The 14,299-nt window shown below is 63.3% G+C and carries 13 protein-coding genes; 8 read left to right on the top strand and 5 right to left on the bottom strand.

What is annotated here, in order from left to right; translation table 11 throughout:
* The first annotated feature begins 184 nt into the window (after window positions 1-184).
* Together ACTJKT_RS29140 and ACTJKT_RS29135 are read left to right on the top strand one after the other, a co-directional pair.
* On the top strand, window positions 185-1,846 hold the full coding sequence (locus ACTJKT_RS29140) for a collagen-like triple helix repeat-containing protein (protein WP_440789877.1): 1,662 nt from the start codon (window positions 185-187) through the stop codon (window positions 1,844-1,846).
* 198 nt (window positions 1,847-2,044) lie between these two features.
* Window positions 2,045-3,715 (top strand): ShlB/FhaC/HecB family hemolysin secretion/activation protein, encoded by a 1,671-nt coding sequence (locus ACTJKT_RS29135; RefSeq protein ID WP_440789875.1) that lies wholly within the window; start codon window positions 2,045-2,047, stop codon window positions 3,713-3,715.
* Between the two features lie 63 nt (window positions 3,716-3,778).
* Here ACTJKT_RS29135 and ACTJKT_RS29130 read toward each other — a convergent pair whose 3' ends face one another.
* From ACTJKT_RS29130 to ACTJKT_RS29120, 3 genes are all read right to left on the bottom strand, one after another.
* A complete protein-coding gene (locus ACTJKT_RS29130) occupies window positions 3,779-6,148 on the bottom strand; it encodes an autotransporter outer membrane beta-barrel domain-containing protein (protein WP_440789873.1) in 2,370 nt (789 codons plus the stop codon).
* A 190-nt stretch (window positions 6,149-6,338) separates the two neighbouring features.
* Window positions 6,339-6,752, bottom strand: a complete 414-nt coding sequence (locus tag ACTJKT_RS29125) for a response regulator (RefSeq protein WP_440789871.1) — start codon at window positions 6,750-6,752, stop codon at window positions 6,339-6,341.
* 69 nt (window positions 6,753-6,821) lie between these two features.
* Window positions 6,822-7,055 carry a Flp family type IVb pilin gene (locus ACTJKT_RS29120; RefSeq protein WP_440789869.1) on the bottom strand — a complete coding sequence of 78 codons (234 nt, stop codon included), beginning with the start codon at window positions 7,053-7,055 and terminating at the stop codon, window positions 6,822-6,824.
* A gap of 323 nt (window positions 7,056-7,378) precedes the next feature.
* Here ACTJKT_RS29120 and cpaB point away from each other — a divergent pair, with 323 nt between their 5' ends.
* From cpaB to ACTJKT_RS29090, 6 genes are read left to right on the top strand one after another with little or no spacing between them, the layout of a single operon-like run.
* Window positions 7,379-8,317 carry a Flp pilus assembly protein CpaB gene (gene cpaB, locus ACTJKT_RS29115; RefSeq protein WP_440789867.1) on the top strand — a complete coding sequence of 313 codons (939 nt, stop codon included), beginning with the start codon at window positions 7,379-7,381 and terminating at the stop codon, window positions 8,315-8,317.
* Between the two features lie 20 nt (window positions 8,318-8,337).
* Complete coding sequence (locus ACTJKT_RS29110) at window positions 8,338-8,496, top strand: hypothetical protein (protein WP_440789865.1); 159 nt, start codon at window positions 8,338-8,340, stop codon at window positions 8,494-8,496.
* The gene (locus ACTJKT_RS29105; protein WP_440789863.1) at window positions 8,493-9,683 is read left to right on the top strand and encodes a pilus assembly protein; all 1,191 of its coding nucleotides are present in this window, start codon (window positions 8,493-8,495) and stop codon (window positions 9,681-9,683) included. Before ACTJKT_RS29110 ends, ACTJKT_RS29105 begins: the two co-directional genes overlap by 4 nt.
* Window positions 9,680-10,954: a CpaF family protein gene (locus ACTJKT_RS29100; protein ID WP_440789861.1), complete on the top strand. Its 1,275-nt coding sequence runs from the start codon at window positions 9,680-9,682 to the stop codon at window positions 10,952-10,954. The genes ACTJKT_RS29105 and ACTJKT_RS29100 overlap by 4 nt, the downstream gene beginning before the upstream one ends.
* 18 nt (window positions 10,955-10,972) lie before the next feature.
* On the top strand, window positions 10,973-11,857 hold the full coding sequence (locus tag ACTJKT_RS29095) for a type II secretion system F family protein (protein ID WP_440789859.1): 885 nt from the start codon (window positions 10,973-10,975) through the stop codon (window positions 11,855-11,857).
* A 1-nt stretch (window position 11,858) separates the two neighbouring features.
* On the top strand, window positions 11,859-12,746 hold the full coding sequence (locus ACTJKT_RS29090) for a type II secretion system F family protein (RefSeq protein ID WP_440789857.1): 888 nt from the start codon (window positions 11,859-11,861) through the stop codon (window positions 12,744-12,746).
* 95 nt (window positions 12,747-12,841) lie between these two features.
* Here the strand turns inward: ACTJKT_RS29090 and ACTJKT_RS29085 are convergent, their stop codons facing one another.
* Window positions 12,842-13,633 (bottom strand): response regulator transcription factor, encoded by a 792-nt coding sequence (locus ACTJKT_RS29085; protein ID WP_440789855.1) that lies wholly within the window; start codon window positions 13,631-13,633, stop codon window positions 12,842-12,844.
* Window positions 13,634-13,757: 124 nt separating this feature from the next.
* Complete coding sequence (locus ACTJKT_RS29080) at window positions 13,758-14,228, bottom strand: prepilin peptidase (RefSeq protein ID WP_025807947.1); 471 nt, start codon at window positions 14,226-14,228, stop codon at window positions 13,758-13,760.
* Window positions 14,229-14,299 lie beyond the last annotated feature (71 nt).

Raw genomic sequence — 14,299 nt, 5'->3', positions numbered from 1 at the left:
TGGTATTAGTCCCTCCGCAGGAGCAAAAACAGCCGATATATAAGTTGTTAATACCAAGTTGAGAATGGTGAAAGAAAGTACTTGGGCCTTTTATAGCGACAACGGACGACAACATCTCCAGCGACAGAACTGGGGAGTTATCGAAAACAACAAAACGTTGTAACAGGTGCAAGGAATTTTACTCATGAAAACTCAAGTCTGGTTGAAAACAAGCACAGCGCTGGCCCTGATCCTGGCCCTCGGCCTGACCGGCTGCAGCAGCGGCGGTGGCGGCCACAAGAGCAGCTCCGGCAGCTCCTCGCCTGACAGCGCGGCAGGTACCGACAGCGGTTCCGGTGGTTCTGGCGGGTCCGGCGACGGTTCGGGCGGTACTGGCGGAACCGGTGGCGGTACCGCAGGCACAGGCGGAACCGACGGAACAGGTGGCGGCACCGGTGGAATCGGCGGCGGTACGGGTGGTACAGGTGGGACCGGCGGCGGCACCGCAGGCACAGGTGGCACTGGCGGGACCGGAGGCACGGGTGGCGGCACCGGAGGAGGTGGCGGCACCGATCCGACCAATCCAACGGATCCGACCGACCCGACTACACCCACCACCACCCCGTTGGTCACCTCGACCCTGGTGTCCGACCTCGGCAGCACCATCAGCGGCGTCGGCGATGGTGTCAGCACCCTCAGCAGCGCGCTGGCCCCACTTCCAGTAGTCGGCGGTGTACTGCAAAGCGCGGTGAACACCAGCGGCAATGTGGTCGACACTGTAGGCGATGGCCTGACCAATGGCCTCGGCCAACTGGGTAGCGATCCACAGGCCTTGAGCAGGACCACGGCCATAGTCGGCAACGTGGTGACAGATATCGGCGGTGGCGTCTCGGACCTCAGCGGCAAACTGAGCACTGCGACCAGCAGCATTCCCCTGGTCGGCGGTGTGGTCACCAAAGTGGCCCCGGTGCTCGATGGCGTCGGCGACAAGGTCACCATGCTGGGCAACACCCTGACCGGCGTCACCAGCAGCGGTCCGTTGGGCTCGCTGACCAACAGTGTGGGCAACAATGCCCTGGTCCCGATAGTGACCCTGACCGAAGGCCTGACCGGCAAGGTGGCCAGCGCCACAGGCCTGAGCGCCCCGGTCGGCGGCCTGATCGACAAGGTGGCGACGACCGTCGACGGCCTGGGCGACAAGGTCACCGCCGTCGGTAACGGCAATCCATTGAGCAACACCCTGGGCGGCACCCTGAACAACGTCGCCACCACCCTTGGCAATACCGGTGGCCTGACCACGACCGCTCCGGGCACCGGTGGCGGAACTATCGGTGGCGCCGGCCTGCTGGAAACCGTCGGCGGCGCGGTGGTCAACCTGGGTAACGGCTTGAATGCCGGCAACACCAGCAGTGTGGTCAGTGCCGCGGGCGTAAGCACAGCCTCGGTCGGCAACGTAGTGGCCTCGGTGGGTGGCGCCCTGGGCGGCACCGGTGTGGCCAATGTCGGTACCACTGCACCACTGGCCGGTGTCGGCGCCACGGTCGGCGCAGCACTGAACCCGGTTACCAGTGCCGTCACTGGCCTGACCCAACAAGGAGGAGCCACAGCCGGAGTGGGCACACCCGTCGCCGGCCTGATCACTCAAGTAGGCAATACCGTCAGTGGCGCAGGCACCACCATCGCCGCCAGCGCTCCCAACCCTGTGGTCACCGCTGTCGGCCAGACCGTCAACACCCTGGGCGCTACCGTCGCCACGGTCGGGACCCTGGTCGACGGCGGCACCAGCGGCAGCGGGGCCACCGGCACCACCGGCGCGCTGGGCGGTGTGCTCGGTGGCTTGACCGGAGCCCTGGGCGGCAGCCGATAAGCGTTTTGCACCTGGCCGATTCGACGGCCCTACCTACAGCGCCTACGCTTGGTTGGAGACGAGGGATTCGATTGAGTCTCTCGTCTTTTTCTTGTCTGGAGCATGACGGTTGCAGTACTTGATCAAGGCCAAGACCCTGACAAGCGCCGCCGACTGAAGTACCTCTCGCGTTGCTGTGACTTGACCATGGAGTGTCCTATGCGCGCTTTGGCTCCCTTGTTGTTAGTCTCGCTTTGCTCATACGTCCACGCCGAAAACCTTCCCAGCTTTCTCAATAGCAACGAAACCATCCGCAACCTGCCGGTGCCCAACCTGCCGGCCGACGCCTATCGCCCCACGACCCCGGCGCCCAAGCTGGCGCCACCCACGGTGCCCCAGGCCCAGCCCCTGATGATGGGCACCACCATCAACGTCAGTACGGTGCAGATCGAAGGCGGCACCCTCTACCCGCTGAACGAGCTGGCGGAGATCTACAAGCCGCTGATCGGCCATGCAAGCACCCTGGGGCAACTGATCGAAGCCACCCGGCAAATCACCCGCCGCTACCAGCAGGATGGCTACCTGCTGTCCTACGCGTTCCTGCCGCAACAGAGCTTCGACCAGGGCACCGTGCGCGTGGTCCTGGTGGAGGGTTACATCAAGGACTATCAACTGCAGGGCGATATCGGCCCGGTCTCGGCCTACCTCGACAAACTGGTGGCAAAACTCAAGGCCGAACGGCCGCTGACCCGCAAGACCTTCGAGCACTACACCACCCTGATGAGCCGCATTCCCGGGGTCACCCTGCAAGCCCAGGTGCCGCCACCGGGAACCACCGACGGCGCGGCCTACCTGATTGCCCAGGCCAGCCGCAAACCCTTCACCAGCAGCCTCAGCACCACCGACGACAACCGCAATGGCCTGCAGGCCCTGCTGGCGGTCAGCAGCAACTCGCAGACCGCCATGGGCGAGCAGGTCACCCTCAGCGGCCTGTTCCCGCCGGGGGACGATCACGAGCACTACTACCGCCTGGACTACAACCAGTTTCTCAATGACGAAGGCACCCAACTGAGCCTGTACGGCACACGCTACCGCGCCGACCCGGGGACCAATGTGCAGCTCACCAACGGCCTCGAACTCAAGCCCCATCGGGAGAACGATCGCTACTCCATAGGCTTGAGCCACCCGGTGATCGCCGCGCCCAACGAGCTGCTGATCCTGGGTTCGCGCCTGTATGCGGTCAACGACAAGACCCGCTATCAAGTGGTGGGTTATCCGCAGAGCGTCGAACTGAAAACCAATATTCGCGCCCTGGCCTTCGAGGGCGACTGGCGCAAGGCCAATGAACGCCAACTGCGGATTCTCAGTGCCGGGGTGTACCAGGGGCTGGACGCCCTGGGCGCGAAAACCAACGACGACCTGTATGACCTGGACTTCTTCCGCGTGCGCCTGTCCGGCGTGCAGAGCGACAAGTTCTTCGACAACTGGCAAGGGGTGCTGTCGGCGGCCCTGTACTGGAGCCGCGACAACCTGCCCGACAGCGAACGCGCGGTGTTCGGCGGGCAGAACTTCGGCCGCGGTTACCCCGACGACCAGGCGTCCGGCGACAAGGGCTGGGGCGCGGCTTACGAGGTGAACTACAGCTTCAATCGCGACGGCCGCTGGTTGCGCATCCTCCAGCCATACGTGGTTCTGGATCGCTCGCGCACATGGTTCAACGAACTGCCGGTCAAGGACAACAGCCTGTCATCGGCCGCCGTCGGCCTGCGCTTTGGCGACGCCAAGTACTACAACATCTCCCTCGAAGCGGCCAAGCCTATGTCCGATGAAGCGCTGGACACCCACAACCGCCGCCCGCGCTACACCCTGAGTTTCAGCTACCAGCTGTAAGAAGCCCCTCAAGCCAAACGAAAACGACCCGCTCGGAGGCGGGTCGTCTTGTTCAGGCGAGCATCAGAAGTCGTAGCGCACCTTGACGGTGAAGGTGTCGGCAGAGAAGTCGGTCTTGGTCAGGTAGTTGTACGAGCCGCCCACACTCCAGGCACCGACGCGATAGGTCGCGCCCAGGCTCGTTTCATAACTGTCGCGTACCGGCGATGCACCGCTGGTGGTGAATGGCGTGCCGCCCAGGACAAAGGTCGAGGTGGTGTTGGCCCTGTCAGCGATGAAGTCGTGCCAGGCCATGACCCTGGCTTCCGGCTCCAGGCTGCCCCGGCCCAGATCGAACGCGGCGGCCAGGCGCGCGCCGATGCCCAGCTCGCCCACTTCATAACGCTGGCTGGCGACATTCAAGGCCGCCGAGCTGCCTTTTTCCCGGTACGAATCGATCGTCACCTTGGCGTAACGGGCGCCGATCTGCGGTTCGAGCAGCAGGTGCCGATCGAGACGCCAGCTGTAGCCGGCCAGGGCATTGACGCCGAAGATTTCACTGTCGTAATCGCCCTTGGCGCGGGTGCCGGCGACGTAGCGTTTGGACTCGTTGTCGTTCCAGCCGTACATCAACGAAGCGTCGACGAAGAAGTTGTCGTGGCTCCAGTCGCCATACAAAGTCAGCGCATGGCCGGTGACATCGGTCTTGTTGCCACTGGAGGATTTCACATCGCTGTCCAGGTAGCTGTAGGCCAGGCCCAGTGTGGTGTCGGCGTTGAACTGGCCATCGGCACCCACGGCGATCCCGTGGCTGTTGGCGTCATAGCCCTCGACGCCCTTGCGGCTGTCCTGGTCGGCGTCACTGGACAGCGCCTGGAGCCACACGCCCTTCTCGGCCAGCACGTCGCCCGAAGACAAGCCATTGCGAGTGCTGCTGGAGCGGTTGGTGATCACGTTGTTGACCAGGCTCTGGCCGTTGGTGGCGGCATGGATCACCCCACGGCTGACATCCGGGCCCAGGGTTTCGGAGAGCCTGGCCAGTTCGGCATCCGAGGAGGCCGCGGCAAAGGCGCGGAACACCGGATCGCTTTCATCGAGCCGGGTCATCAGGCTGTTCGCCAGCGGCTTGATGGCGTTCGCGGCGTTCTGCGAGCCGTCCGCTTTGATGATGTTCTCCTCGACCACCGCCGCGTTCTTGGTGGTGACCAGCGCCTTCAGGTCATTGCCTTCGATGCCGAAGCTTTTGACTTCCAGCAACGCGGACGATGACACCACATTGGCGTTCTGCGGATCTTCCCAGCTGCCGGTGTTGATCAGGGTGTAGCGGGTGCCATCGGCGCCGGTACGGAAATCGTTGGAGCGCGCCGCCAGCTCGACACGGCTGCCTTCGCTGAAATAGGTAGCGCCCGTGACCTTGAGGATCGGCGTCGTCGGGTTGGTATCCTTGTCCAGCAGCAAGCGCAGGATGGCGCTCGAAGAGTCCAGGTCGAGGCCGCCATCGATAGTGGTTTGCGGCCGCAGCAGCGTCAGGCGGCCGCCATCGATGTCCACGTAGCCGGCACTAATGGTCGAGCCGTCGAAGGTCACATCGCCTTTGACCAGCACACCGGAAAGCCCGAGCAGATCGCCTTTGACCTGACCGCCATGCCAGTAGAAATAAGTGTTCTTCTGATCTGCCTGGATCGCTGCCGTACCGCCCTCGATGAGGCCCGCGGTCTGGGTGATGGAAAACAGCGGGTTATTGGCGAAGCTGATCACATGGATGCCGATAGCATCGGCCGAAATAGTGCCGCTGTTGTTGATATGGCTGCCTGAAACCCCGGTGAAGGTCGAGTCTTCAATCTCGATGCCCTTGGCATTTTTCCCTCGGGCGGTAATGGTCCCGCTGTTGTCGATACCAGACAGCTTGGAAAACACCAGCAGGCCATAGGCGTCATCCCCATTGACCGAGATCGTCCCCTTGTTGACGACCTGGCCGGCGATGTTCGACAGATAGAGGTCCACGCCCGCGGCGCTCGCGGCCGACACGGAAATATCGCCTTCGTTGATCAGGTTGCCACCGATCCTGTCGAGGGAATGCAGGATGCCGCTCGGCGTGGCGGACGCGTCCAGGCCCGCGATCCTGACCGAACCGCGGTTGATGAAATCGCCGGTAAAAGTCGAAGCGGTCGACGCCAAGGAAGAGAAGAACAACCCGGCCTGGGCCGAACCGCTGCTGAGGTTGACCGCCCCCTCATTGATAAAACGGCCCTGGACCCTCACCCCCCTGAAATCCGCGCCGGTGTTCTGCGAGGTCCCGCTCAGCCGCACATTGTCGAAGGTCTGCAGGGTGCTGCTCAAGGCACCGCCACCGAGGTCGTAGTTCAGGTCCGCCGCCATCGACGATGGTGCATGGGTCGCGGCGGCAGCCACAGAGAGCGCCAACAACGAGCGGCGCAGGAATGAAGTATTCAAGGAGATATCCCTTCCAGAAACGCGGACGACAGGTTTCAGCAGGCGCGCCGGTGTCTTTCAGGCATCCCTACCGGCTTGTCGGTAAACGCCCGGACAAGCGGCGGCAAATGTACATGAGCCATCATTGTGACACCATCAAAAAGTCAAACTGACAGCGCCAAAAACCGGGCACTTGGAAGGGCGGGAAGGTTCAGGGATTGACCAGGTGGATGCGTGGCTCTGGGAACAGGGTGTTCAGGGTTTCCAGCAGGCGCACGTGGTAGATGGGTTTGCGGAACAGGTCCAGCACTTGTAGGCGCAGCAGGTCGCTGACGTCATCCATGTCGGCATGACCCGAGGTGACGATCACCGGCAGGTGTTGGCGGGACGTGTGATCGCGCAGGCGCCTGATCAGCGACAGGCCACTCTCCTCCGGCATGCGCAGGTCGGTGATGACCAGCGCGATGTCCGGGTGTTGAGTGAGATGGGCCAGGGCGAGCTTGACCGAGGTCGCGGTGAAGCAGCAGAAGCCTTCGCCTTCCAGCAACTCGGCCAGCTCGAGCAGAGCGTCCTCTTCATCGTCCACGAGAAGAAGCTGCTGGCGTGGAAACGAAGAGGAGCTCATGGGCAATACCTGGAAAGTGACTTGCGTACTGAGGGTATCGACGCCTCGATAAAGCCTTGAGGACCTGTGTTACGGGCTACTAGGAGCAGCAGCGGTAGTGTCGCCCTCCAACGCTCCTTGCAGGGTCGTGAAGGTGTTGGTGATAGCGCTCGAAATGTCGGGTACGAATGCCGCGATGGCCACGGCCACCATGCCGGCGATAAGTGCGTATTCGATCCCTGACGCCCCCTCGTTGTTCTTGAGGAAACGCAGGAGCCGGGAGGCCAGAAGGGTGATCCATTGGGTAGCGAGAATGAAGAACATCTAATTTCTCCTCAATGCATCGGGTGTTGCAGCGTTGCAACATGATTCCCCTGTGCCACCACAGCATTGTCAACAAACTTCCAGCCAACAACTGTAAGAACTAATTAATCATTAAGTATTAGTTCGTCCCTTTGACGTCAAAAAAACGCGACATCGGACAGAGGTGAGGATGAACCAAGTTATTTTCTCAGCAGTAATGGCGTTTTGTTGCAGCTGTTCTACCTTCAAATAGCGAAATAGTTGCATGTTCATAGCTGCCTGATTGCGAAATTGGCTCGTTGGAATTTGCGAGCCGGTGATGCAGCGGGAAAGGGAGAGCCGTCATGAACAGTCGTATCACTATGGGGTTGGCTGGGGTGTTTCTGGTAGGGGCCCTGATTGCCGGTTACTGGGGTGTGGCATTGAGTCGTCGGCCCGCAGCGGAGCCTGTAGCGCAGCCTTCCCCCGCCATCGTGCAAACCGTCACTGCTTCCGCCGAAGATGCGACCCGCCAGCCCGTCGCGGTGCTGGTACGCGACATACCTCCGTTCGTTCCCATCAAGGCCGCCGATGTCGCTCTGGAGCGGCTGCGCACCGCCCCCGCCGGTAGCCTCAAAAGCCTCGATCAGGTCATCGGACGCATCCCGTGGCGGGCGCTGTCGGCGGGGACCTGGCTGAGCGAAGAAAGCTTCGAAGCCGGTGGCAGCGTGGCCCGCATGATCCGTCCCGATGAGCGCGCCCTGGCCGTCGCGGTAGACGAAGTCATAGGCGCCAGCGGGCAACTGAGCCCTGGCGACTACGTCGATGTGCTGCTGTTCCTGCGCCAGGACAGCAATAACCTGCTGCCCTCGGCCCAGGTCGTGGTGCCGGCCCTGCGGGTGCTTGGCATCGGCGAGCAACTGGGCCTGACCAACGATGGCAAGCCGGGTTCGCCGCCCGCGAGTCCCGAGGAAAAACTCAAGCAGGATCAGCGTCGCCTGAACGCGCGCAGTGTGTTGCTGGCCGTCCCGGAACCCTTGTTGAGCCGCTTGATGCTCGCGGCTCAAGCCGGCGTTCTGCGCCTGGCGGTACGCAGCGCCGACGAGAAACGCCTGGCGCATTACTGGGCGGGCAAAAAAAGCGCGTCGAAGCAGCTGCAAAACCTCGACAGGTCGTTGATCCAGTTCAACCAGCTGGCCCTGTCCACACCCCCTCCCTCCAGCGCCAGAACATTCGACGCCGCAGCGCGTCGTGCCCAGATAGAAGTCATACGCGGCATCGAAGCGAGCCAACAAACTCCCTGATCATGCAAGGACACTTCTTCATGTCCAATGATTGCCAGCCCCTGTGCAAAGGCCTGATCCGGGCCCTGATGTCGAGCGGTATGCCTGTCCAGGGCGACGTACCGCCGCGCGACCACGACCCGGACGGGTACGCCCTGGAAAACCGCAACTTCAATCAACGCAGTGGGCTATCGCAATGAGTCAGAACCTGAGCCAGACCTTCCTCGCGATCACCCGCAACGGCACCGACCTGGAATGGTTGCAAGGTGCCCTGGCGCCACTCGGGCAGGTGGTCAGCGCAGGCAGCGGCAGCCTCGACGAGTTGCTGGCGCTGGTGGATGTGACGTGCGCCAGCCTGGTCTTCGTCGGCCTCGATCGCGAGCATGTGGTCACCCAGGCGGCGCTGATCGAAGGCGCGCTGGAGGCCAAGCCGATGCTGGCCATCGTCGCCCTGGGCGACGGCATGGACAACCAACTGGTACTCAACGCCATGCGCGCCGGGGCCCGCGACTTCGTGGCCTACGGCTCGCGCTCCAGCGAGGTGGCCGGCCTGGTGCGGCGCCTGGGCAAACGCCTGCCCCAGGTCACGCCGAGCACCCAGCTCGGCGGCCTGACCGTGCTCTACGGCACCCAGAGCGATGCCGATGGCGCCCTGCTCGCCAGCCACCTGGCACTGGTGGTACAGAAGAGCGGCCAGCAGACCCTGTTGCTCGACCTCGGCCTGCCGCGCGGCGACAGCCTGGCGCTGCTGGGGCTGGAAAGCTCGTTCCACTTCGGCGATGCCCTGCGCCATCTGCGGCGCCTGGATACGACCCTGATCGACAGTGCCTTCACCAGCACCGAGGCCGGGCTGCGGATCCTGGCCTATGCCGGCCATGACGAGCCGCTGGAGCGCACCAGCGCCGCCGAGTTGTACATGCTGCTCAGCGCCCTGCGCCAGCACTTCCAGCACATAGTAGTGAACCTCACCGGACAACCGGACAGCGAAGCCCTGCGCACCTTCGTCGGCCATTGCGACAAGTTGCTCTGGTACACCGACCAGAGCGTGCTCGACTGCCGCCGCAACCTGGCGGTGCTCAACCTCTGGCGCGAAAAAGGCATGAAGCTGGAACACGCGCGCCTGCTGCTCGACCGCTACCTGCGTGGGGTCGCGCCAGATGCGGAAACCCTGGGCAAGACCTTTGCCCTGGAAGTGATCGCGGTCCTGGCCTACAGCCCCGAGGTGCGTCTCAACGCGAAAAACCAGGGCGTCACGCTGTTCGAACTGGCCCCCCGCGAAGGCCTGACCCAAGCCCTGAAGACCCTCGGCGAACGCCTGGCCAGACGCTCCGAAGGACTGCCCACGGCAAGACCCGGCTGGTTCGAGCGCCTCAGGGGAAGTCGATGAGCGGAGAAAAACTGTTCGGCGCCCAGTCCCACAGCCCGGTCGGCAACACCGATCACGAGGGCCTGAAACTGGTGCTGCATCGCTATGTCATCGACGCCATCGAAGAGTCGGGGAAAAACCTCCTGGAAGGTTCGCGCCAGGCGCTGGCGCGCTTCATCACCGACAAGGTGGCCGAGTACGTCTCCCGCCTGCACCTGGCCATTTCCCGCTATGAAATGGAGCGCCTGGCCGAGGAACTGGTGGATGAACTCACCGGCTTCGGGCCGCTGGAAGTCTTGTTGCGCGACCCCGCGGTGACCGAGATCCTGGTCAACGGCCCGCACCGGGTGTTCGTCGAGCGCGATGGCGTGCTGCACCAGAGCGACCTGCGTTTCATCGACGCGCACCATGTGGAGCGGGTCATGCAACGCATCCTCGCGCCCCTGGGCCGACGCCTCGACGAATCCTCGCCCATGGTCGATGCACGAATGCCCGACGGCAGCCGGGTCAACGCGATCATCCCGCCGATTGCCCTGGATGGTCCCTGCCTGTCGATCCGCAAATTCCGCAAGGACATGCTCAAGAGCAGCGACCTGATGGCCATGCAGACCATCGACCAGGCGATCTTCGAATTCGTCCAGGAGGCCGTGGGCAAGCGTTGCAACATCCTGATCAGCGGCGGCACCGGCACCGGCAAGACCACCCTGCTGAATATTCTCAGCCAGTTGATCAACCCTCACGAACGCCTGGTGACCATCGAGGACGTGGCCGAACTGCAACTGGGCCATCCCCATGTGGTGCGCCTGGAAACCCGCCCGCCGAACGCCGAAGGGCATGGCGAGGTCAAGGCCAGCGACCTGATCCGCAACGCCCTGCGCATGCGCCCGGACCGGATCATCCTCGGCGAGATCCGTGGCGTCGAAGTGCTCGATGTGCTGACGGCGATGAACACCGGCCACGACGGTTCCATGAGCACCGTGCACGCCAACAATGCCCAGGATGCCCTGCTGCGCCTGGAAACCCTGGTGGGCCTGACCGGGCGCCAGGTGGCCGAACGCACCCTGCGGCAGATGATCTGCGCGGCCCTGGACGTGGTGATTCAACTGACGCGCCTGCCCGATGGCCGGCGCTGCGTCAGCGAGGTGGTGGAAGTGGTCGGCGTGCGCGAGAACATTTACGTCACCAACACCCTGTTCCGTCTGAACCGACGTAGCGGTTTCGGCTTTCTGCGCGAAGCGGCCAACCCCGCTGGCGACAAGCTGCGACGCGACGCCGACCTGCCTGTCAACTGAGCCTGGGAGCGCCATCGCATGCTAGGTCCCGTGCTGCTTGCCCTCCTGTGCCTGACCCTGCTGGGGCTGTCGGGCTGGATGTTCTACAGCGGCCTGCGCCAGGCCCGCACCGCCCGGGTGCTCGACCGTCTGGCTCAGGGGCAACCGCAACCAAGCCTGGAAAAGACCTCCTGGAACCGGCTCGAAAGGGCCTTTCTGCGCGCCGGCCTCGGTCGTCCCACCGAACGCCTGGGGTTATGGCTGGTGGTCTGGGCGCTGGGCTGCATGCTCGGGTATGGGCTGGGCAAATGGCCGGGGCTGCTCGCCCTGCTCGTCGCACCGCCGCTGCTGCTGCGCCTGTACATCAGCTGGCTGTACCGACGGCGCCTCAAGCGCATGATCGAACAGCTGCCGCCATTGCTCGACCATGCCGTGCGCAGCCTCAAGTCGGGACGCACCCTGGCCGACGCGGTGCTGGGCGGCATCGAAGCCGCCGACAATCCGTTGCAGCACGCCATGGGCCGGGTCCGGCGCAACGTGCAGCTGGGGGTCAACCTGCCGGATGCGGTGGCGGACTTCGCCGAACTGTACGAGCGCGATGAACTACGCCTGTTCGCCCTCGGGCTCAAGGTCAACCACCGCTATGGCGGCAATGCCAGCGAGCTGCTGGAAAACCTGATCAAACTGATCCGCGAACGCGACCAGGCCGCCCGGCAACTGCGCGCGATGACCGGCGAAACCCGTATCACCGCGATAGTCCTCGCGGCCCTGCCGGTGTCACTGGCCGGCTATTTCCTGATAGCCAACCCGACCTACCTGATGAGCATGTGGAACCAGAGCGGGGGCCGGATGATGCTGCTGCTCGCCTTCGGTTTGCAGGTCGTCGGTTGCGCGGCGCTCTGGCGCATGCTGCGGAGTGTTTGACATGGCAGCCTTGCTGATCAGTGCCCTGTTGTTTCTCGCCGCCATGCTGCTGATGCTCAGCAGCTTGCTGGAACAGCGTCGGCGAACCCGTCAGGTGACCGAGCGCCTGCAGGGGCAACTGGCGCGCGACAACAGGCTCGGCAACTGGCTGCACCTGCTGGGCGACAGCAGGATCGGCCAGCATGCGGTCAGGCTCGACAATGAAACCCAATTGCTGCTCAACCGACTGGGCTGGCGCAGCGCGCGGCAACGCTCGCTGTTCGCCGCCTGCCAGATCGGCGTACCGATTCTCGCCCTGGGCCTGACCCTGGTGATCCAGGGGGTGTTTTTCCCGGCGGCGAAAAACCACTGGGTCGCCCCGGTGTTCGCCCTGAGCATCGGCTACCTGTTGCCCAAGCGTCTGTTGGCCATGGCCGCCAGCAGACGGCAGAAACAACTGGCGGTCGATATCTCCACCTTCATTCCCCTGGTGCGCATCCTGTTCGAGTCGGGCATGGCAGTGGAACAGGCCCTGCGGGTGTTGAGCAAGGACGCGCAGAAACTGCTGCCGGCCCTGACCCAGGAGCTGCGCATGGTGCTGGCCCGGGTGGACTCGGGCCTGGAACTGGGGGAAGAACTGAACAAGTCCGCGCGGCTGCTGGCCGTCGATGAGTTCACCGACACCTGCGTGATCCTTCAGCAACTGATCCACCAGGGCGGTGGGGCGATGAAGTCGTTGCAGTCGCTCAAGCTGCTGCTCGATGACCGGCGCCTGACGCGCCTGCAGGAATACATCTCGAAGATGTCGGCGAAAATGTCCGTCGTGATGATGCTGTTTCTCTTCCCGGCGTTACTGATCGTCCTCGCCGGACCTGGCGTCAGCGCCATTGCCCGGGCGTTCGCCCAATAGAGAGAAGGAAGCAGCGGCTCACACTGAATGGCAAAAGCCGGCATGCATGACGCAGCAAACCCTCGGTGCCGGGGTTTGCTGCGCGTTGGAAGGCGTCAGTGTGCGGTCACGCGCTGGCGCAACCCCGAGTTGCTGGGTGCCAGCGCCAATGCCAGTTGGGTGCGGTTGTGCATATGGGTCAGGCGCAGCACCTGGGACACGTAGAGCTTCACGGTGTTTTCCGTGATCCCCAGTTCACAGGCGATCTGGTAGTTGGTCTGCCCCTTGCCGACCAGGCGGGCCACATCCAGTTGCCGGGGCGACAGCTGGCTGAAGATCGCCGGGATTTCGATCTGCTCCACCTCGCCGCCGCCCTGCTCCGACTCCTGCGTCGTCGGTGGTGCGAGTGGTGCGCGACGCACTTTGTCCAGGTCCTGGTAAAGGTCGTCGATGGATTCGGAAAGGAACTGCAGCTTCTGGTTCAGATGCCCCAGCTGCAGGTTTTTCTGCCGCTCCTGCAACGCCGCCTCCTGGCGTTGCAGGCCAGCAAGCAGCTCATCGAGGTCGATCGGTTTCTGGTAGTAGTCGGCGATGCCGGCGCGCAGGGCCTTGATCACATCCTGCTTGTCGGCCTGGCCGGTGAGCATGATGGCTTCGAAGACCCGATGCTTGCCGGCGATACGCTGCAGTTCCTGCACCAGTTGGATGCCATCGAGATCGGGCATGTGCAGGTCGCACAGTACCAGGCCGATTTCGCCATCTTCATTGAACTGCTGGATCGCCTGACGGCTGGACTCACAAGGGACACAGCGATAACCGCTGCCTTCAAGAAACTCGCAAAGCTCTTCGACTATCAGCGACTGGTCGTCGACCACCAGTACTTTGATGCGGGATATAAGCTTGTTCACGCGCAACTCCATGCCTGGCAAGCCCAAGACGAATGATCCTGCCCTGCCGCGTCCACCTCGGGCAGGTACAGAATAAACGTAGACTACTTTCCGACTATGTACATAGAGATAGATGGCACGACGACTAGCGGGTCCACAGCAGGGTCAGGGCCATGCCGATAAGGACAAAAGGGGCAAAGGCATAGGTTTGCCCCTGCCGCGGATCGAGGTGGCGCAAGGACCTTGCCAGCGGTTGGTCGACAGCGGGCAACAGCCTGGGTGCGAGCAGCCACCACAGGCCGCTGGCCAACGCGGCACCGATGAAGGTCCCCAGCAGGTGCAAAGGGTCGGACGCCAGCCCCAGGGCCGCCAGGAGCTTCACGTCGCCGCCGCCCATCCGGCCCAGCACATAGCCCGGCACGGTCAGCAGCAACGCCAGCAACAGCGCCTTGCCCCCTTGCATCGCGTCGGCGCCCAGCCAGGTGTTGCCCGCCCACAGCAAGTACCCCAGCGCCAGCAGCGCGACACCCAGGGTCAAGCCGTTGGCGAGATGACGCTGGCGGATATCCTGCACCGCGCACAGCCCCAGCCAGCCCAATAGAATCCAATGCTGCATCGGTTAAAAAACATCCCTTCTGGCTGAATGACTCTATGCTGACATGACCTACTAGCAGTCAGGGTAGACGC

The organism is Pseudomonas sp. 22526 (assembly GCF_052044735.1).
Taxonomy (GTDB): Bacteria; Pseudomonadota; Gammaproteobacteria; order Pseudomonadales; family Pseudomonadaceae; genus Aquipseudomonas; species Aquipseudomonas piscium.
This window is presented reverse-complemented; position numbering and strand designations above follow the sequence as displayed.